The 19,104-nt window shown below is 64.7% G+C and carries 17 protein-coding genes and 1 tRNA gene; 6 read left to right on the top strand and 12 right to left on the bottom strand.

Annotation, left to right across the window (positions count from 1 at the left end):
- Nucleotides 1–225: 225 nt before the first annotated feature.
- The gene (locus ASH04_RS07600; RefSeq protein ID WP_057473206.1) at nt 226–732 is read right to left on the bottom strand and encodes a recombinase family protein; all 507 of its coding nucleotides are present in this window, start codon (nt 730–732) and stop codon (nt 226–228) included.
- Nucleotides 733–976: 244 nt separating this feature from the next.
- Nucleotides 977–1,047, bottom strand: a tRNA-Cys gene (locus ASH04_RS07595).
- 105 nt (nt 1,048–1,152) lie between these two features.
- On the opposite strand from ASH04_RS07595, the gene ASH04_RS07590 reads away from it, so the two are divergent.
- The 3 genes from ASH04_RS07590 (at nt 1,153) to ASH04_RS07580 (ending at nt 4,118) form a co-directional block, all read left to right on the top strand.
- Nucleotides 1,153–2,496 (top strand): DUF2254 domain-containing protein, encoded by a 1,344-nt coding sequence (locus tag ASH04_RS07590; protein WP_057473217.1) that lies wholly within the window; start codon nt 1,153–1,155, stop codon nt 2,494–2,496.
- Nucleotides 2,497–2,531: 35 nt separating this feature from the next.
- The gene (locus ASH04_RS07585) at nt 2,532–3,065 is read left to right on the top strand and encodes a MarR family winged helix-turn-helix transcriptional regulator (protein WP_048320672.1); all 534 of its coding nucleotides are present in this window, start codon (nt 2,532–2,534) and stop codon (nt 3,063–3,065) included.
- A 102-nt stretch (nt 3,066–3,167) separates the two neighbouring features.
- Nucleotides 3,168–4,118, top strand: coding sequence for a hypothetical protein (locus ASH04_RS07580; RefSeq protein ID WP_235579961.1), 951 nt, complete (start codon nt 3,168–3,170; stop codon nt 4,116–4,118).
- On the opposite strand, the gene ASH04_RS07575 is transcribed toward ASH04_RS07580, so the two are convergent.
- The 7 genes from ASH04_RS07575 to ASH04_RS07545 form a co-directional block, all read right to left on the bottom strand.
- Nucleotides 4,106–4,882 carry an enoyl-CoA hydratase gene (locus ASH04_RS07575; protein ID WP_027497924.1) on the bottom strand — a complete coding sequence of 259 codons (777 nt, stop codon included), beginning with the start codon at nt 4,880–4,882 and terminating at the stop codon, nt 4,106–4,108. The two genes, ASH04_RS07580 and ASH04_RS07575, sit on opposite strands and share 13 nt — an antisense overlap.
- Nucleotides 4,879–5,787, bottom strand: coding sequence for a 3-hydroxyisobutyrate dehydrogenase (gene mmsB / locus ASH04_RS07570; RefSeq protein WP_027497925.1), 909 nt, complete (start codon nt 5,785–5,787; stop codon nt 4,879–4,881). Before mmsB ends, ASH04_RS07575 begins: the two co-directional genes overlap by 4 nt.
- Nucleotides 5,784–6,842 (bottom strand): enoyl-CoA hydratase/isomerase family protein, encoded by a 1,059-nt coding sequence (locus ASH04_RS07565; RefSeq protein ID WP_057473205.1) that lies wholly within the window; start codon nt 6,840–6,842, stop codon nt 5,784–5,786. The genes mmsB and ASH04_RS07565 overlap by 4 nt, the downstream gene beginning before the upstream one ends.
- Nucleotides 6,839–7,978 carry an isobutyryl-CoA dehydrogenase gene (locus ASH04_RS07560; protein WP_032383699.1) on the bottom strand — a complete coding sequence of 380 codons (1,140 nt, stop codon included), beginning with the start codon at nt 7,976–7,978 and terminating at the stop codon, nt 6,839–6,841. Before ASH04_RS07560 ends, ASH04_RS07565 begins: the two co-directional genes overlap by 4 nt.
- 6 nt (nt 7,979–7,984) lie before the next feature.
- Complete coding sequence (locus ASH04_RS07555; RefSeq protein WP_032365569.1) at nt 7,985–9,493, bottom strand: CoA-acylating methylmalonate-semialdehyde dehydrogenase; 1,509 nt, start codon at nt 9,491–9,493, stop codon at nt 7,985–7,987.
- Nucleotides 9,494–9,566: 73 nt separating this feature from the next.
- Entirely contained in the window at nt 9,567–10,319 is a 753-nt protein-coding gene (locus tag ASH04_RS07550; RefSeq protein WP_032368786.1) for an SWIM zinc finger family protein, read from the bottom strand.
- Entirely contained in the window at nt 10,319–13,162 is a 2,844-nt protein-coding gene (locus ASH04_RS07545; RefSeq protein ID WP_032365567.1) for a DEAD/DEAH box helicase, read from the bottom strand. The genes ASH04_RS07550 and ASH04_RS07545 overlap by 1 nt, the downstream gene beginning before the upstream one ends.
- Nucleotides 13,163–13,275: 113 nt before the next feature.
- Between ASH04_RS07545 and ASH04_RS07540 the strand changes: the two genes are divergently transcribed.
- The 3 genes from ASH04_RS07540 to ASH04_RS07530 all read left to right on the top strand — a co-directional run bounded on the left by ASH04_RS07540 (nt 13,276) and on the right by ASH04_RS07530 (nt 15,851).
- The gene (locus ASH04_RS07540; RefSeq protein WP_032406297.1) at nt 13,276–14,175 is read left to right on the top strand and encodes an NADP-dependent oxidoreductase; all 900 of its coding nucleotides are present in this window, start codon (nt 13,276–13,278) and stop codon (nt 14,173–14,175) included.
- A gap of 95 nt (nt 14,176–14,270) precedes the next feature.
- A complete protein-coding gene (locus ASH04_RS07535; protein WP_032401268.1) occupies nt 14,271–14,987 on the top strand; it encodes an HNH endonuclease family protein in 717 nt (238 codons plus the stop codon).
- A gap of 36 nt (nt 14,988–15,023) precedes the next feature.
- On the top strand, nt 15,024–15,851 hold the full coding sequence (locus ASH04_RS07530) for a shikimate 5-dehydrogenase (protein WP_057473204.1): 828 nt from the start codon (nt 15,024–15,026) through the stop codon (nt 15,849–15,851).
- A 1-nt stretch (nt 15,852) separates the two neighbouring features.
- On the opposite strand, the gene nagB is transcribed toward ASH04_RS07530, so the two are convergent.
- The 3 genes from nagB to ASH04_RS07515 are packed head-to-tail and all read right to left on the bottom strand — an operon-like array spanning nt 15,853 to nt 19,076.
- Nucleotides 15,853–16,647, bottom strand: a complete 795-nt coding sequence (gene nagB / locus ASH04_RS07525) for a glucosamine-6-phosphate deaminase (protein WP_057473203.1) — start codon at nt 16,645–16,647, stop codon at nt 15,853–15,855.
- Complete coding sequence (locus tag ASH04_RS07520; RefSeq protein WP_057473202.1) at nt 16,648–17,832, bottom strand: N-acetylglucosamine-6-phosphate deacetylase; 1,185 nt, start codon at nt 17,830–17,832, stop codon at nt 16,648–16,650.
- Nucleotides 17,829–19,076 carry a PTS transporter subunit EIIC gene (locus ASH04_RS07515; protein WP_057473201.1) on the bottom strand — a complete coding sequence of 416 codons (1,248 nt, stop codon included), beginning with the start codon at nt 19,074–19,076 and terminating at the stop codon, nt 17,829–17,831. Before ASH04_RS07515 ends, ASH04_RS07520 begins: the two co-directional genes overlap by 4 nt.
- Nucleotides 19,077–19,104: the final 28 nt, after the last annotated feature.

Below are 19,104 nucleotides of genomic sequence, written 5' to 3'. Positions count from 1 at the left end.
TTCGGCGTGTCGTAGACGACCTCCGGCTGTAGCTCCCCAGCGCGACGACCTGGCTTCCGTTCACCTTCTGCGAAAGGTCCGTATTTGACGAGCACCGTACGACGAACGTTCACTGCGCCGGGTGCGTTCGGCCGGTTTTCCGGCGGCAGCTCCAAGTCACCGATCTGCAGTCCGGCCAGTTCGGCAGCGCGTAAGTCATTCCACGCGGCAACGTGCACAGTGACGTTATTCGGCCACGGAGTTGCTTCGACCAACGCTGACACCTGCCCAGCCGTGAGAAACTGCGCCGCATCTACAACTCCATCGACCGACGATCCGTCGCGCTACTGCCGTCGGCATCTGTCGCGAGCGATCAAGAGCAACGCCTTGCCCCTTCTCCGCTGCAAGTGCCGCATTGGTCCGCTCACCAATCAGTCGTCGCTCGAACTGAGCGAACGTCGCCAGCGTGTTGGCCGTAGCCTCACCACTGGCTGTGGCGGTGTCCACCTGCACGTCCAACATGATGAGCGCCCATTGCGGTCCGCGGGCCCGCTCCATGATCTCCACCGCGTGCAACAGCGACCTGCTCATGCGGTCGAGTTCTGTGACGATCAGACCGTCGGCAAGGCCAGCGGCCAACTGCTCCAACGCATTCCGCAGACCAGGATTCACCTGGCTACCGCTCAATCCCTCGTCACGCAGGACGGTTAGCTCCCAGTCTCGCCGGCCACGAACCGTCAGAACCGGAGCCACGGCCGGAACTGACGATCGAAGACCCTCGGCAGTTTGCCCGGACCGTCGAGGGTCTTCGCTTGACCGAATACTAGTTCGAGCACATTCAACAGGTACCTCCGTCGTACCTCCACTTGAAGTAAACACAACCTGCTTACGGTTCAACCAAGAGCTGTACGCGAGCTGCCTGCGGTGTGTGTCGGCTGGACCGTAAACCAGCAAAAATGAGTGAAACCGCCAGGCTTGCCACCTGGCGGTTCCTTCGAGCGAGCGACGGGATTCGAACCCGTGTAAACGGCTTTGCAGGCCGGTGCCTAGCCACTCAGCCACACCCGCATCACCGATGACGATGCCGTGTCGGCCACGCGAACACCACGGTTACGCTCAGCGTGATTCGAAGTGCGGGTGTCGATCGGTTCCTGGGCGGGAAGACTGTCGCTCATGAAGGAACACATAGCGCGGTTGCGGGAGTCGTTCTGGTTCATTCCCGCCGTCCTCGGGGTTCTCGCACTCCTACTGGCGCAGGCGCTCGTCAGCCTCGATCGCTACCTACTCGACACCCGCGTGGACCTGACGGGTTCGTTGCTCTATCACGTCGGGGCGAGTGGCAGCCGGGACATCCTCGGGGCGATCGGTGGCTCGATGCTGGGGGTAGCTGCCACGTCGTTCTCCATCACCATCTCCGTCCTCGCCACGGCCAGTTCCTCGTACGGCCCCCGCCTGGTGCGAAACTTCATGGCGGACCGCGGGAATCAGGTGGTTCTGGGTATCTTCGGGGCGACGTTCCTGTACTCGCTGATGGTGCTGCGGTCGATTCGTTCGATCGAGTCCGATGGTTCGGTGTTCGTCCCGGACATCGCCGTCAATGTCGCCGTGGCGCTCGCGGTGGTCGACGTGGGCGTGCTCGTCTACTTCATCCATCACATCGCGCAGTCGATTCAGGTGGCCACCCTGTCCGCGAGAGTCCGCGACGAGTTGTCGGAAACCGTCGACTCCCTCTACCCGACGGATCTTCCCGACGACGCCGCTTCGATCGACGGCATCTCGAAACCACCTGTCTACGTGACGGTCCTGGCCGAGACCTCCGGGGTGATCATCGACATCGACGAGGACGCACTGCTGGGCATCGCGACCGACAACGGCACGCTGATCGAGATTCATCGGGTCCCGGGCGAGCACATCGTCTCAGGCGAGCCGCTCGTCGACATTCTCGCCGACCGCTCGGCCGACATCTCCGACGCATCGATCGACCGAGTCCGCTCTTCTTTCGACATCGGTACCAGTAGGACGCCGCGCCACGACATCGCGTTCGCCGTCGAGCAGATGACGGAAATGGCGGTCCGGGCGCTGTCCACCGGGGTCAATGATCCCTACACGGCGCGTAACGCCATCGACGATCTTTCCGTCGGACTCGTTGCACTGGTCCAACGGCCGGCACCGTCACGCGGACGGCGTGAAACCGACGGAGAGGTGCGACTGATCGTGCGGCGGGTGCCCGTCTCGATCCTGATCGACCATGCGCTCGATGCGGTGCGCATCTACGGGACCAGCAGTCCCATGGTGGTCCAGGCCGGAATTCGTCTCGCCGAGAGGGTCGGCCGCGCTGCGCGCTCCACCGACGATGTCGACGCCGTGCTGGCGCAATTGAGCCTGTTGGACGCCGCCCTGACCGTCGACGAGACAGACAGCGCGCGCACAGTCGATGCCCGCGAGCAGATTTCGCGGACTCGAGCAGCGATCACCGATCGGGTACCACTCGCGGTACTTCGCACCGTCATTCGGTAGACGCTCGAACCGGGCATCGTGGGAGGATGGTGTGTATGCCAGCACCGTCGCCGCTTCCCCTCGACCCCATTGCAGAGGCCCACCGTCAGTGGACCAAGCACGGGTGGTCCGACGCCGCCGACGGTATGGCCGCGGTGACGTCGTTGATGCGCGCGCAGCAGATCATGCTGGCCCGGGTCGAGGAAGCGCTCAAGCCGACGGGACTGACCTTTTCGCGCTACGAATTGCTGACGTTGTTGACGTTCACCAAGAACGGCGCGTTACCGATGGCGAAGGCCAGTGCCCGACTGCAAGTGCACCCCACCAGTGTGACCAACGCGGTGGACCGCCTCGAATCTGTCGGCTACGTGCGCCGGATTCCCCATCCCAGCGATCGACGGACAACCCTGGTCGAAATCACCGAGCAGGGGCGCACGTTGGCGGTCGAAGCCACCGAGCGCCTGAACACGCTGGTGTTCGCCAGGCCCGGGCTCGCGCGCGACAAGCTGATGGCGCTGGTGCGCATCCTTGCGGAACTGCGTTCGGATGCAGGCGATTTCGACAGTGATGACATCACCACATCGTTCTGAGTTCGATGGTGACTCGTCACAAGACAATGGCACAGCCGTACCGTTCGTGGTCCAATTGCTCCGGGAACAGGTCGGAGTCGGTCTGCTGAAGGGCGGGGCGGGGTGCTGGTGTTGGGGGTCGGAGCGGGTGCGCACGGTGCACGCGCAATTCTGACGTATCTGGACAGCCCCCACCGCACACCGATCGTGTCGCGGACGGTGCGCCGCGCTCCCGGGCAGTCGCTGGCCACCACGATCGCCACCGGCGTCGACGCCATCCATTCCATCGCCGCGACGATGTCGCTCCCGGTCCAGTTCTCTGCCATTGCCTACCGGGTGGCCACCGATCCCGGCACGGTCGCCACCCGAGGTACCGCTCGCACGGCCTCACTCGTTCCGGAAACCGCTGCGCAAGTAAGGTTTCTACGATTCATCGGGCTGGTCCCCAATCACGGCGTCACCGTGCTGTGCGACATCGGTAGTACCGGGACCACGGTCACCGTCATCGATCTCGCGTCCACTCGCACCCTGATGACGCGGCGCACCGCGACGTTCTGCGGCGACGATCTCGATCACTCGGTGCGCCGGCTGCTCTCGTCCAACGGCGTTCGCGTCGGAATCGACACCAGCCGGTCCATCAAGGAGCAACTGAGCATCGATTCCGTCGTCAGCACCACGGACCCAGCCGGCACTGCACGGCATGTGCTGACACGGCGCGACTTCGACGATCTGATCGCGGGACCCGTCCGTTACGCAGGCATGCTGGTGGAGCAGACCATCGAATTGTCCGGTGCCAGACCGCAGTCCATCGTCGTGGTCGGCGGCGGCGCGAACATCACCTCGATAGCGCGGTCTCTCGAACTGCGGACCGGCCTGACGACCCTGGTGCCGACGATGCCCGAGCTGGTCTCGGCCCGCGGGGCCGCCCTCCTGTCCCCGACAGGTAGGACGGCCCCGGGAGTGGAGCCTGCGGAACGACCGGTCGGGGTGGGAGTGGAGCCCGCGGAACGACCCGAAAGCACGCGTGGAGCCCGCGGAACGACCCGAAAGAGCGGCCAGCTTTACCGGTGCTGAAAGTTGGGCGTGCGCTTCTCGATGAAAGCCGACATGCCTTCCTTCTGATCCTCCGTGGCGAACGTCGAATGAAACACGCGGCGCTCGAACAGAACTCCCTCACGAAGACTCGACTCGAACGATCGGTTCACTGCTTCCTTCGCCATCATGGCAACCGGAAGCGACATCTCCGCGATCGTGGTCGCGGTTGCGATGGCGTCGTCGAGGAGATCCGCGACCGGCACGATGCGCGAGACCAATCCTGCTCGCTCGGCTTCCTCGACCTTCATGTTCCGGCCGGTCAGGCACATCTCCATGGCCTTGGCCTTGCCCACCGCACGCGTCAGGCGCTGCGAGCCACCGATTCCCGGAATGACGCCGAGCTTGATCTCGGGTTGTCCGAATACCGCGGTGTCGGAGGCGATCAGAACGTCGCACAGCATCGCGAGTTCGCAGCCGCCACCGAGTGCATAACCGGAGACCGCGGCGATGAGGGGCGTCCGCGCCGCGGCCAGTCGATCCCACGCCGCGAAGAAGTCGTCGAGGTACACGTCCATGTACGACTTGGGCTGCATTTCCTTGATGTCGGCCCCGGCCGCGAAGGCCCGTTCGGATCCGGTGATCAGAATGGCACCGATCTCGGAATCTGCATCGAGTTCCTCGACCACCGACACGACCTCACGCATCAACTGAGAGTTGAGCGCGTTCAATGCTTTCGGTCGGTTCAGCGTGATGATGCCGACGCGTCCCCGGCGTTCGAGCAGGATGGTTTCGTAGTCGGTCACTGAGCAGCTCCGTTCGAGCGTTCGCGGATATCGTTGATGATGCCGGAGAAGTCCACGTCGGTTCCGCCGCCGGACGTTTCCTTGAACCGAGCGTAGAGCTCGGCTGCGCGAAGTCCGAGTACTCCCTCGACCCCGTTGTCGCGCAGTGCATTCGCAGCCAGACCCAGATCCTTGTCCATGAGGGCCGCCGCGAATCCGGGCTTGTACTCGTTGTTCGCCGGGCTCGTCGGAACCGGACCGGGCACCGGACAATTGGTCGTCAACGCCCAGCATTGGCCGGACGCAGTCGATGCCACGTCGAAGAGCGCCTGATTGCTCAGGCCGAGCTTCTCGCCCAACACGAAGGCCTCGCTGATGGCGATCATCGATACGCCGAGAATCATGTTGTTGCAGATCTTGGCGGCCTGACCGTTGCCCGCCGGTCCGCAGTGCACGACCTTGCGACCCATGACATCGAGAACGGCAGCGGCGGAGGCGAAATCGTCCTCCGAACCACCGACCATGAACGTGAGCGTGCCTGCGGCCGCTCCCCCGACACCGCCCGAGACCGGAGCGTCGAGGCTACGGTGTCCGGCCTCGTGCACCAGCCGGTGCGCGGCATGCGCGTCAGCGACGTCGATGGTCGACGAATCGATGAACAACGTCCCCGGTGCCGCGGCCGGAAGCAGGTCCCCGTACAGCCCGAGCACCAGTTTTCCGTTCGGCAACATCGTGATCACGATGTCGGCTCCGGCGACGGCCGCAACCGCGGACTCCACCACTGTGACGCCGTCCTTCGTGGCCTGCTCCAGCGCCGCGGGAACAAGATCGAAGCCCTGCACCGTGTACCCGGCCGCAGCCAGATTGGCGGCCATCGGCCCACCCATGTGCCCGAGGCCAATGAATCCGATCGTCTTCTCGCTCATGACTGCTCACCTTCTGTAAGTGCTTTCGACAGACCGAGTTCGGCGTCGCCCAGGGGCGCGAAGTATCGGTCGACGTCCTCGGCAGTGACATCAGCCGACGTGGCCGGCTGCCACTGGGGATTGCGATCCTTGTCGACGACCTGCGCCCGAATTCCCTCGACCAGATCGTGACTGCTCAGCGACGCGACCGACACGCGGTACTCCTCGTCGAGCACGGCCTCGAGGGAGGGCAGCGTCGCCGCCCGTCGCAGTGACCGCAGCGTCACCGCAAGAGACACCGGCGATTTGGACGCGATGTCCTTCGCCGCCTGCTGCGCCTCCGGCACCGGCGATGCAGCCAGAGCGTCGACGATGCCCTGAATGTCATCACCGGCGTAGCACTCGTCGATCCATTCCTGCTGAGCCGCGACGGTGGATTCCGGAGCCGACTCGCTGAACGTGTCGACGGCCTCCCCGACGCTGACCGTCTCGAGGGCGGTGTAGAGCTCCTCGAGCTTGTCCGACGGAATGTAGTGATCGGCGAATCCGACCGCGATGGCGTCGGCCGCATTCATCCGCGCCGTGGTGAGCGCGAAGTGGGTACCGGTTTCGCCGGGCGCACGCGAAAGAAGGTAGGTGCCACCGACATCGGGAATGAATCCGATGCCGACCTCGGGCATCGCGATCTTCGAACGTTCGGTCACGATGCGGGTGTTCGCGTGGGCCGAGAGCCCGACGCCACCGCCCATGACGATGCCGTCCATGATCGCGACGAAGGGCTTCGGGAAGCGGGCGATCGCGGCGTTGAGCACGTACTCGTCGCGCCAGAAGTCTTTGCTCCCGCTGCCGCCGTCCTTGGCGTCGTGGTAGATCGAGACTATGTCGCCGCCCGCGCACAATCCTCGCTCGCCGGCTCCGGTCAACAGGACGACGTCGACGCTGTCGTCGGTTGCCCACTGCGTCAACGCCGGAGCTATCTGCTGCACCATCGCATGCGAGAGTGCGTTGATGGCTTTGGGGCGGTTCAGAGTGATGCGACCGATCCCGCCCGAAACCTCCAGTAGGACATCGCTCATGCTGCACCCACGATGGAGCGAGCTACGACCACGCGCATGATCTCGTTGGTACCTTCCAGAATCTGGTGGACCCGAAGGTCGCGAACGATTTTCTCGACACCGTACTCGGCGAGATAACCGTATCCGCCGAGCAACTGCAGCGCCCCGTTGGCGACCTCGAAGCCGGTATCGGTACCGAAACGTTTGGCCATCGCACACATCTCGACCTTGTCGGCTGCATTGTTCTGCAACCCGTCCGCTGCTCGCCACAGCAGAGTTCGCGCAGCTTCGAGCTCGGTCTTGAAATCCGCCAGTCGAAACTGCAGGGCCTGCGAGTCGAGCAACCTGGCACCGAATGCGTTGCGGTCGGCGAGGTAGGACACGGCCTTGTCGAGAGCGGATTGTGCGCCGCCGATCGAGCACGCGGCGATGTTGATGCGTCCGCCGTTGAGCCCGTTCATCGCGATCCGAAATCCGTCGCCCTCGCCGCCGAGCAGGTTGGCAGCCGGAACGCGGGCACCTTCGAAGATCACCTGGCGGGTGGGTTGAGCGTTCCATCCCATCTTCTTCTCGTTCGCTCCGAACGACAGTCCCGCGGTGTCCTTCGGCACGATGAACGCCGAGATGCCGCGGGGACCCGGCGCTCCGGTACGGGCCATGACGACGTACACCTCGGAAGTGCCTGCGCCGGAGATGAACTGCTTGACGCCGTCCAGCACGTACTCGTCACCGTCGCGGACGGCCTTGGTACCGAGCTTTGCCGCATCGGATCCAGCGCCGGGTTCGGTGAGGCAGTAGCTACCGAGCTGGTCCATCGAGCACAGCCCTGGCAGCCAGCGCTGCCGTTGCTCGTCGTCGCCGTACGTGTCGATCATCCAGGCGACCATGTTGTGGATCGAGATGTAGGCCGCGATGGACGGGTCACCGGTGGCGAGTTGCTCGAAGATGCGCACCGCGTCGACGCGGGTCAGGCCCGATCCGCCCACGTCTTCACGAATGTAGATGCCGCCCATCCCGAGAGCAGCAGCCTTGCGCAGCACGTCCACCGGAAAGTGCTTCTGCTGATCCCATTCGACGGCGTTCGGTGCGAGGAACTCGTCCGCGAAATCACGAGCAGTGTCGTTGATGGCACGCTCGTCCTCGTTCAACGTGAACATCGTCGATCAGTCCATGTTCGGAATGACGAAGTGATTCTGCGCAGCTGCTTCCTTGGTGCCCGACGGCCAACGCTGAGTGACGGTCTTGGTCTTGGTGTAGAAGCGGATGGAATCCGGTCCGTGCTGGTTGAGATCGCCGAATCCCGAACGCTTCCAACCACCGAACGTGTGGTACGCGATCGGCACCGGAATCGGCACGTTGACTCCCACCATGCCCACCTGGACGCGGGAGCAGAAGTCGCGAGCGGTGTCGCCGTCGCGGGTGAAGATCGAGACGCCGTTGCCGTACTCGTGTTCGGACGGCAGACGCAGCGCGTCCTCGTAGTCCTTCGCGCGCACGACGATCAGCACCGGACCGAAGATCTCTTCCTTGTAGATGCGCATGTCGGTGGTCACCTTGTCGAACAGCGTTGCGCCGGCGAAGAATCCGCCCTCGTGGCCCTCGAGACTGAATCCGCGTCCATCGACGACCAACTCGGCACCCTCGTCCACACCGATCTGGGTGTAGTCGTTGACGCGCTTCAACGCATCGCTACCGACGAGCGGGCCGAAGTCCGCGTTCTCGTCGTCGCTGCGGCCGATCTTCAGTTTCGCCACTCGCTCGGTCAGTTTGGCGACCAACGCGTCGGCGGTCTCCTCACCGACGGGAACCGCGACGGAAATCGCCATGCATCGCTCGCCGGCCGAACCGTATGCGGCTCCGAGCAGAGCGTCGGCGACCTCGTCGAGATCGGCATCGGGCATCACCAATGCGTGGTTCTTCGCTCCACCGAAGCACTGTGCGCGCTTGCCGTGCTGCGCCGCCGTCTCGTAGATGTACTGCGCGATGGGGGTCGATCCGACGAAGCCGATCGCCTTGACGCGATCATCGGTGAGCAGCACGTCGACGGCATCCTTGCCGCCGTTGACGACGTTGAACACGCCCGGCGGCAGACCTGCCTCGAGGAACAGCTCCGCGAGCTTGAGGGGTACGGACGGGTCTCGCTCTGACGGCTTGAGAATGAAGGCGTTACCGCAGGCGATGGCCGGGCCGGCCTTCCACAGCGGAATCATGGCCGGGAAGTTGAACGGGGTGATGCCGGCAACGACACCGAGCGGCTGACGCATCGAGTAGACGTCGATACCGCCACCCGCACCCTCGGTGTACTCACCCTTGAGCAGGTGCGGAACACCGACGGCGAACTCGACGACCTCGACGCCACGCTGGATGTCGCCCTTGGCGTCGGCGATGGTCTTGCCGTGCTCCGACGAGAGCAGCCGCGCGAGTTCTTCGGTGTCGCGGGTGACGAGCGCGAGGAACTTCATCAGCACCCGAGCGCGCCGCTGCGGGTTCCACTTCGCCCACTCACGCTGCGCCTGCTCGGCGTCGGCGATGGCGGCCTCGACCTCGGATACGTCGGCCAGGGGCACCCGGGCCTGCACCTCACCGGTATTGGGATCGAACACATCCCCGAACTGTCCGGAGGTGCCGGCGACATGCTTGCCGCCGATGAAGTGCGTGAGTTCGCGAGCCATGGGTGTCCGTCCTCGAGCGTGGAATTAAGTACGCTCATCCTATAGTCGGATGTCCATGCAAGTCCAGGAGCGGTCACATTCGGTCGTAGAACGCGCGCAGATCAGCGCAGGCCCGGCTGACTTCCGCCTCCGTCGAACCGTCGGCGCGAAAGATTCTGCGCAGGATCAGCGGATCGAGATCGTCCGTCGCCGGAGCGAACGACACTTTCGGAAGTTCGGGGAACGCCGCACGATCGCCGAACCAGTCGTCCGGGTCGAACTCCTCGTCGCTGTCGCCGACCCCCTCGATCAACTGATCCAGATCGACACCGCGCAGTGTCAGGATCGTCCCCGCGGACGCGTCGATGTGCTCGGCGGCGATGTACATCAGCGCTGCCGCGTGTTTGCACGGCCACCCGTCGTCGGGGCACGAACAGTCGAAATCCAGTTGCCCCTTGTCGTGGGGAAGCAGCACCGACGCCAGCGCCTGAGGAATCGCGTTGGACGCGAGTTCCGCCAGCATGCCGGGGTTGGATCGCACTCGGCCGACGAGCGCGGCCACCTCGCCTTCGGTGAGCGGCTCGACACTGACCGACGCGGAGAACGGCTCGAGCTGACTGCCCTGCACCTCACCGTAGATCTGCCCGCGTTCGACGCCGAGAGTAAGCACCTGACCCTGGCGGGCATAGGTCCGGCCCCGTGCGATCCGGCCCGGGTCGGCCAGATCTTCCATCGCGGCGACGAAGTGCCTGCCCCACCACGTCTGCCCGAAGGCACCCCGCTTGTTACGAGACTCGATGCCGCCCTTGGCTTGTCGACGCTTACCGTACTGCGAGAAGTCGGCCATCACTCCCCCACCGCATCTTCGCTGAGACGAAACAGTTCCTGCAGTTCCGCAGTGTCCATCTCGGTCACCCAGCTCTCACCGGTGCCCACCGCCAGATCCGCCAGATCCTGCTTCGACACCAGCATCGAATCGATGCGTTCCTCCACGGTGCCCACACACAGCAGCTTGCGCACCATCACATTCTTGCGCTGGCCGATACGGAAAGCGCGGTCGGTCGCCTGGTTCTCCACCGCCGGATTCCACCAACGATCTAAGTGCACAACATGATTGGCGGCAGTGAGATTGAGCCCGGTACCACCGGCCTTGAGCGAGAGCATCATGATCGGCGGACCGTCGTCGCTCTGGAACTTCTCGACCATCTCATCGCGCTTGCCCTTGCTCACGCCGCCGTGCAGGAACGGCACCTGAACTCCGAAACGCTCGGCGAAATACGGTGCCACGAGCTCACCGAACTCTCGAAACTGCGTGAACAACAACGCCTTCTCGTTGTCACCGAGAACGGAATCGAGCATGTCCTCCACCAATCCGATCTTTCCGGAACGGTGCTGACCTCGCTTGAGTACCGACGAACCGTCGGACAGGAAATGCGCGGGGTGATTGCACACCTGCTTGAGGCGAGTGAGGGCCGAGAGCACCGCACCCTTGCGTTTCATGCCCTTCGCGTCGGCGATCTGGGCCATCATCTCGTCGACGACCGCCTTGTACAACGCCGCCTGCTCGGCAGTGAGGTTGGCGCGCACGGTCATTTCGTTCTTCTCCGGCAGATCAGAGATGACCGTGGGATCGGTCTTGACGCGACGCAGAATGAACGGAGACGTGATGGCACGCAGCCGCGAGACCGCGTTCTCGTCGTTCTCCCGCTCGATCGGCACCGAGAACCGCTTCCTGAAGTCCGACGGCCGCCCCAGCATGCCCGGGTTCGCGAAATCCAGAATGGACCTCAGCTCGTCCAGCCGGTTCTCCACCGGCGTCCCGGTGAGCGCCAGTTTGTGATCGGCCGGAATGGCCAGCGCCGCCTTCGCCTGCACGGTGCCTGCATTCTTGATGTGCTGCGCCTCGTCGAGAACCACACGGCGCCACGTCTGTGCGGCCAACTGCGCGCGGTCCTTGGCCATCAATGCGTACGTGGTAACTATCAGGTCGTGCTCCGCGATCGCTCGATCGAGCTCCTCGTCGCGTAACCGCGTCGGACCGTGGTGCACCAGAACACGCAGTGCAGGAGTGAATTTCGCGGCCTCACGTTGCCAGTTACCGACCACCGACATCGGGGCCACCAACAGCGTCGGAGTCGCACTGTTCTCGTGGGCGAGCAGCGTGAGCACCTGCAGTGTCTTGCCCAGGCCCATGTCGTCGGCGAGCACGGCACCGAGACCGAGCCGGCTCATGAACGCGAGCCAGTCGAGACCGCGTTGCTGATAGGGCCGCAGAGTCGCCCGGACACCGTCGGGCACCGGGATAGTTTCCGGAACCGCCCCGGGTTCGAGCAACGTAGCCGCCCAGCCGGTGGCGCGGATGTCCTGGACCGGAGCCGGAGGCGGATCGGCCAACGTCATCTCACGCATCAACGTGCTGAGCGCAGTCCCGTCACCGTGATGCTCGGCGACGTACTTCGCGGCCCGCGCCAGCTGTCCCCCGTCGGCGAGCACCCATTGCCCGCGCAGCCGGACGAGGTCGCCCTTCGAGACGGCAAGCCGGTTCATCTCCGCCTCGGTGAGCACCATGTCGCCCAGCTGCAGTTGCCAGTCGTACGACACCAGCTCGTCCATCCCGACGGCACGATCGGCCGCAGCTTTGGTCACCGCGGGTGACTCGACCCGCAACCGCATCGACGGATCCAACCTGGTCCAGGCCCTCGGCAGCAGGACCGTCGTGCCGGTGGCCTGCAGCGCAGTGGCACCGTGTTCGACGAGATCGATGACCACCGACGTCGGCAACAACAGGTCGAGGGTGCCCTCCTGGGTGGGCAGATCACGCAGCCTCGGGTAGGCAGCCACGGCCTCGCCGAGTTTGCGCACTGCCGTCGACAGCAAGGTCGCGTCGACCTTGCGGCTCATCGGGACCGGACGCGGCGCCTCCCCGTCCGCGCGCAGGCACACCTGAAGTGTCCAGAACGACTCGACGGCATCGTCCGCGGCACCGTCGGCATCACCCGTCTCGCCGTCCTGGTCGTCCGGTTCGAGCAGGCGCAGCACCAGCGCCGGTTCGTCGACGGTGAGGCTGGCGCGCCAATTGTCGAACAGCGTCGAGATCTTCTGCGTCCCATCGAGATACGGATCGTCACGCACGAGGGCCGACAGCAACGGATGCTCGGAGTCGGGCTTGCCGAGCACCGATCTGACGATCGGGTCGGTGAGCTCCTCGACCATGTCGTCCAGAAGCTTCTTCGGCCGTTCGTTCGCCCGCTGCACCGACGGCATCGCAACAGCGAGCTCGCTGAGCCACGCGCGTTGACGCTCGCCGCCGACCAGCCGCCAACGCGGCCACCACTGGCCGTCCATCAATTTCAGTGCCGGCACCACTCGTCCGGCCCGGACCCACCGTTCGATGCCCTGGGCGACGTGGCCCAGGAACCGGAGGTCTCCGGAGATCAGCGGGTGGGTCGACGGGGTGCGGAGCAACAGGTCGGCCGCATCGTGCGGAGCCAGCGCGATCGCCGGCAGTTCGACCGGATCCCGAGGGGTGGCGCGTCGAGTGGAGTCGGGAAACGTCACTCGGGCGCGATGCCGGAACGTGCGGGTGAGCACGTGCGAGTGTGTCGCCGGTAGGTCGGGTTCGTCTCCGGTGCTGATCTCGTCGTCCCAGAGCAGCAATCCGGCACCGGGAGACCAGAGACCGTGCAGCATCGGTCCATCCAACCAGCACGCACCGACATACCCGGCGCCGATGTGTCTTCGATGAGGCACCGATGAGGCACCGATGTGTCATCGATGTGTCATCGATGAGGCACAGTGGTCCCATGATCGCGTACGGCTTCGACGAATACGGCGGCCCCGACACCGAGACATTTCTGGACCTCCCCGTGACGGAACCGGGATCGGGGCAGCTTCTCGTGGCGGTACATGCCGCGGGGGTGAATCCCGCAGATTGGAAGGTGCGGGCGGGTAATCGCAAGGACACCGTGCAGATCACTTTGCCTGCGGTGCTGGGGCGGGAGGTGTCGGGCACTGTTGTGGGCGTCGGCTCGGGAGTGGACGGGTTCTCGGTCGGTGACGAGGTCTTCGGGGCAACGGCGTCGGGTCACGGCGGCTATGCGCAGTACACGCTGCTCAACGCGGCCGGTACGGCACACAAGCCCGAGGCCGTGTCCTGGTCGGTCGCGGCGACACTGCCGGTGGCGGCCGGGACCGCCTTGGACGCACTGCGAGGGTTGGCGCTGACTGCAGGCGACACGGTTCTCGTTCTCGGCGCAGGCGGCGGTGTGGGTTCTTCGGTTCTGCAGCTGGCGCGTGCCGACGGTATCGACGTTCTCGGGGTGGCGAGCTCGGGCAAGCGGGAGTGGATCGAGAGCCTCGGTGCGGAGTTCGTCGAGTCCGGACCCGAGTACGTCGGTTCGATATCGCGGCCGGTGCACGGCATCGTCGATCTGGTCGGCGGCGACACTCTTCGCGCGGCCGCTGCGAAGACCGGCGCTCCGATCGTCAGCGTGGCCGACCCGGTGCTCGCCGCCCAGTGGGGTGGGTCTGGAGCAGTGCGCGAGCGCACCACTGCGGCGTTCACCCGATTGGCCGATCTGGTCGTGACGGGCGTCCTTCGTCCACGCATCGATCACACGTTTCCACTCGACCGCGCAGGCGAGGCTCTTGCGCTCGTGGAGAACGGGCACGCACTCGGCAAGGTCGTCATCGAGGTCCGCTGACACCCGACCGTGTCGGGCGGTGTCGGTACCGTCCGGCACACTGCTGTCGCGAGGTACGAGAGTCGGCAAGATCGAAGTTTCACGATGGGGCGTGTGTGAAGAAGCTGTGGGTAGCGGCGGCGTTGGTGATCGCCGCGATCGTCATGGCGACGTTCGAATCCTGTGACCGGTCCGACATACCGGGATTGGCTCCCCCGCCCCCGGCTCCGGGCAGCCCCACCCGCGCCCAGATCGAAACGCTGTTGGATCGGGTGGCCGTCGTCGCCGCACGACCCGATCCTCGTGGGTACGAGCGCGGATGCAAGAGCGGTGAAGGGTGCGTGTTCGGACCGGCGTGGACGGACGACTACGACGGACCGGGCGGGCACGACGGGTGTGGAACCCGCGACAACGTGCTGGCACTGTCGATGACCGAAGTCGAGTTCAAGGCCGGCACCCGAGACTGCGTGGTGCTCTCGGGCTCCCTGGACGACCCCTACTCCGGTGAACGGTTGCAGTTCACCAAGTCCGACGCCGGCAAGATTCAGATCGATCACGTCTATCCGTTGTCTGCCGCCTGGGACATGGGTGCCGACAGCTGGGCAGCGGACAAGCGCATTCGTTTCGCGAACGACATCGCGTTCAATCTGCTGGCGGTCAACGGGCCGGACAACCAGAGCAAGAGCGACAAGACGCCGTCGCAGTGGATGCCGCCGAACGCGGCGTACCACTGTTTCTACGCGGGCAAATATCTGTCGGTGGCGGCCCAGTACGAGCTGCCGATCACCGAGGCCGACCGCCGCGCCCTCGCTTCGGTGGCCCCCAGCTGCTGATCCAGCGATGCGAACGCGGGCGGTAAAGTCTGGCCAATGGCAACGACGTCGTCGCGCAGCTTTCTCGACCGTGACACCCAGCTCTGCATGTCTCTGTCGGGAAGGCCGAGCAATATCGGAACCCGCTTCCACAACTACTTGTACGACGAACTGGGATTGAACTTCGTCTACAAGGCGTTCACCACCACCGATCTCGCGGCCGCGGTCGGTGGAGTCCGTGCACTCGGTATCAGGGGATGCGCGGTCTCCATGCCGTTCAAGGAAGACGTGATCGAGCTGGTCGACGTCATGCACGAATCTGCGAGCGCGATCGCATCGGTCAACACCATCGTCAACGAGGCGGGCGTGCTGCACGCCTACAACACCGATTACCAGGCTGTGGCCGATCTGCTCGCGTCGAGCGATATCTCGACCGATTGTTCGGTGGCCGTGACCGGCAGCGGCGGTATGGCCAAGGCAGTTGTTGCCGCACTGCGAGATTCGGGTTTCACCCGCGGCACCGTAGTTGCTCGCAACACGTCGACCGGTCCGGCTCTCGCCGAGGCGTACGGATACGACTGGTCGGCCGAGTCCGTCGAAGCCGACTTGCTGGTGAACGTCACCCCGGTGGGAATGGCGGGCGGCCCCGCTGCCGATTCGACTCCCTTCACCGAGTCGCAGATCCATGCGGCACAGGCAGTGTTCGACGTGGTCGCGATGCCGTCGGAGACTCCGCTGATCACCGCGGCGCGTGCGGCGAACAAACCGGTGATCACCGGCGCACAGGTCATTGCCCTGCAGGCAGCAGAACAGTTCGTTCTCTACACCGGAGTTCGCCCGACCGACGATCAGATCCAGCGGGCGTCGACATTCTCCCGTCGCTGACTCAGAGGCGTTGCCACGCGGGCTTGTTCGCGTAGGCGTGGCGGTAGTAGTCCACGAGATCGAGGGACGCAGCAGCTGCCTCGTCCACCAGTACCGTCACGTGTGGATGCCACTGAATCGCGGACGCAGGACAGCGTGCCGACAACGGCCCCTCGACGGCCGCGGCCACCGCGTCTGCCTTGGATTCTCCGGTAGCGATGAGCACGAGATGACGCGCCTCGTCGATGGTGCCGAGGCCTTGCGTCAGCACATGGTGCGGCACCTCCTCCGGCGAGGGGAAGAAGCGCGCATTGTCGACCCGAGTCTGTTCGGTGAGCGTCTTGACCCGGGTTCTCGACCGAAGTGACGATCCGGGCTCGTTGAAGCCGATGTGTCCGTCGGTGCCGATGCCCAGAATCTGCACATCGATACCACCGGCCTCCGCGATCGCGGCGTCGTATCGTCGCGCTTCGGCAGCGATATCGACGGCTTCACCGTCCGGCGAGAACACCGCGGAATCGTCCAGGTCGACGAGGTCCACGAAGTTCTCGCGAATGAACGAAAAATACGACTGCTCAGCAGTTCTGGGTAGCCCTATGTATTCGTCGAGCAGAAACGCTCGACACCCAGCGAAGGACAGCCCTTCCTCGCGATGTCGGCGGGCCAGCTCGCGATACGTGCCGACGGGACTCGACCCGGTCGCCAACCCGAGGACGGGGCCCGATCCCGGGACCGAGTCGGTTCGCACGACGTGCTCGACGATGTCGGCCGCGGTTCGGTCCACGTCGGTAGCTGTAGGGAGTACGACGATCTCCATCTAACTTTCCTCCTCGATCGCGCGTCCGCCGCGAATGACCTGCACCGGCTCGAAGGATGCGTCGACCACCAGCACGTCCGCTCTCGATCCGGCGACGAGAGAACCGGTTTCGGCCCCGATCCCGATCAATGCTGCCGGGGTGGTTGCCCCGGCACGCACTGCGTCGAGCAATGGCACGCCGGCGTCGAGCACTGCGCGGCGTACCAGGTCGAGCACACTCGACGTGCCACCCGCGATCGGGGCCGACTCGGGATCGTTCTCCCGCGACAGGCGGGCGACCGAATCGTGCACGGTGACATCCAGCGGCCCGAGCCGGTAGCGGCCGTCGGCCATTCCCGCCGCGGCCATCGCGTCGGACACCAACGCGATGTTCCCACCGCCGACGAGATCGAACACCGCTCGCACGGTCTCGTCGGCGAGATGTACCCCGTCGCCGATCAATTCGAGCACCATCGACCCTCGCGCCGCGGCGGCCAAGCACTCGCTGACCGGCCCCGGCGACCGATGGTGCCAGGTGGGCATCCCGTTGAACAGGTGCGTGGCACCGATGGCACCCTCTCCGAGGGCGTCGATTGCGCTGCGAGTGGTGCGTGCGTCGGCGTCGGTGTGCCCGATGCTGGGGACGATGCCGTTCTCTCGCAACATGTGTCCGACGGCCATGAAGCCGTCGACTTCGGGAGCAAGTGTCATCGACCGTACCGATCCCCGCCCGGCGTCGATGATGTCTGCCAGCAGACCGGTGTCGCCGCCACGGAGTGACGCGGGGTCCTGCGCTCCGCAGCGCGCAACAGACAGGAACGGCCCTTCGAGGTGGACCCCGGCGATGTCCCCCGACTCGTACAGATCGGCGAGCATCGACGTCTGCTCGACCAGTCGCCCAGGGGATGCCGACACCAGCGATGCGAGCATCGTGGTGGTGCCGCGGCCGCGGTGGTGCCGTACCGCGGTCATCAGATCGGCACGGGCAGAATCCGGGAATGACGCCCCGCCGCCGCCGTGGCAGTGCACGTCGACCAGCCCCGGCAGGATGGTCGAGTTCGATTGCGGTGGGGCCTCGTCGGGCCACGCCGACACCGGACCCACCCAGGAGATTCGATCGCCGGACAACGCCACGACGGCATCCTCGATGACCGCATCGGGTGTGACGACCCGCCCCCGGAGCGCCGTCGTGATGGATTCGCTCATGCCCGGTCGGGTTCGAGCACCGCGTCGTCCTCGCGGCCGGGGGTGCGCAGGTTCCACTTCTTGATGACGAAGCTGAACAGGAAGTAGTAGATCACCGCATACACCAGGCCGATAGGAATGAGAAGCCATGCCTTCGTGGCGATTCCGTAGTTCAACAGATAGTCGATACCGCCGGCAGAGAAGAAGAAGCCGTCATGGATTCCCAGGGCATTGGTCAGTGCCATGGAGGTTCCGGTCAGCACGGCGTGGATGATGTAGAGCGGCCAGGCGACGAACATGAACGAGTACTCGAGCGGTTCGGTGATGCCGGTGACGAACGCAGTCAGACCGGTGGACAACATGATTCCGCCGACGATCTTCTTCTGCGACGGCTTGGCGTTGCGATAGATCGCGAATGCGGCGGCAGGCAGAGCGAACATCATGATGGGGAAGAAGCCGGTCATGAAGACTCCGGCGGACGGATCTCCCGCGAAGAATCGGTTGAGATCGCCACGCACCAATTGACCACTCGCGTCCTGATAATCGCCGACGAGGAACCAGACGACCGAATTGAGAATGTGGTGCAGTCCCGTCGGAATCAGCATGCGATTGGCGAAACCGTAGATTCCGCTACCCACCACACTGTGATCGGCAACGGTGTTTCCGACCCAGTTCAGTGCGCTGTAGAAGAGCGGGTAGACGAACGACATGACGACGGCGACGACGAGGCCGGTGACAGCGGTCAGGATGGGAACCAGACGTCGTCCGCTGAAGAAGCCGAGGTAATCCGGCAGTTTCTGGCGGTAGAACCGCTGCCACAGAATGGCGGAGAGCAGGCCGATGACGATGCCGGCCAACACGCCGTAGTCGATCACGGCCGGATCGCCGTTCGCGTCGACTTTGCCTTTCAGTACCACCGGTGACATTGCGGTGAAGACACCGTTCATCACCATGTAGCCGACGACGGCGGCGAGGGCGGTCGAGCCGTCCGACTTCTTGGCCCAGCCGATGGCGATGCCCACGGCGAAGATCAGAGGCAACCAGGTGAAGACCGCCTGTCCTGCAGCGGAGATGACGGCCGCCGCGGTGCCCAGAGCACTGAATCTGCCGAGGAGGTCGTCCTGGCCCAGCCGCAACAGGATTCCCGCCGCGGGAAGAACCGCGATGGGCAGCATGAGACTGCGCCCGAATCGCTGCAACCCGGCGAGAGATCTGGATTCCTTCTTCGGTTCGGCTTCGGCCGAGTCCGTCTTCTTCAGGGTCATGGCGACCTTCTCTTCGAGGCTGGTCCGG

The sequence above is a fragment of the Rhodococcus sp. Leaf233 genome (assembly GCF_001426165.1).
Lineage (GTDB): Bacteria > Actinomycetota > Actinomycetes > Mycobacteriales > Mycobacteriaceae > Rhodococcoides > Rhodococcoides fascians.
The sequence above is the reverse complement of the archived record's forward strand: the minus strand, read 5'-3'. Positions and strand labels throughout refer to the sequence as shown.

Coding starts and splice junctions, on each gene's coding strand:
- ASH04_RS07515 (WP_057473201.1), bottom strand. CDS start 19,076: ATGACCCTGAAGAAGACGGACTCGGCCGAAGCCGAACCGAAGAAGGAA.
- ASH04_RS07540 (WP_032406297.1), top strand. CDS start 13,276: ATGATCGCGTACGGCTTCGACGAATACGGCGGCCCCGACACCGAGACA.
- ASH04_RS07585 (WP_048320672.1), top strand. CDS start 2,532: ATGCCAGCACCGTCGCCGCTTCCCCTCGACCCCATTGCAGAGGCCCAC.
- nagB (WP_057473203.1), bottom strand. CDS start 16,647: ATGGAGATCGTCGTACTCCCTACAGCTACCGACGTGGACCGAACCGCG.
- ASH04_RS07555 (WP_032365569.1), bottom strand. CDS start 9,493: ATGGCTCGCGAACTCACGCACTTCATCGGCGGCAAGCATGTCGCCGGC.
- ASH04_RS07550 (WP_032368786.1), bottom strand. CDS start 10,319: ATGGCCGACTTCTCGCAGTACGGTAAGCGTCGACAAGCCAAGGGCGGC.
- ASH04_RS07560 (WP_032383699.1), bottom strand. CDS start 7,978: ATGTTCACGTTGAACGAGGACGAGCGTGCCATCAACGACACTGCTCGT.
- ASH04_RS07565 (WP_057473205.1), bottom strand. CDS start 6,842: ATGAGCGATGTCCTACTGGAGGTTTCGGGCGGGATCGGTCGCATCACT.
- ASH04_RS07530 (WP_057473204.1), top strand. CDS start 15,024: ATGGCAACGACGTCGTCGCGCAGCTTTCTCGACCGTGACACCCAGCTC.
- mmsB (WP_027497925.1), bottom strand. CDS start 5,787: ATGAGCGAGAAGACGATCGGATTCATTGGCCTCGGGCACATGGGTGGG.
- ASH04_RS07545 (WP_032365567.1), bottom strand. CDS start 13,162: ATGCTGCACGGTCTCTGGTCTCCCGGTGCCGGATTGCTGCTCTGGGAC.
- ASH04_RS07520 (WP_057473202.1), bottom strand. CDS start 17,832: ATGAGCGAATCCATCACGACGGCGCTCCGGGGGCGGGTCGTCACACCC.
- ASH04_RS07590 (WP_057473217.1), top strand. CDS start 1,153: ATGAAGGAACACATAGCGCGGTTGCGGGAGTCGTTCTGGTTCATTCCC.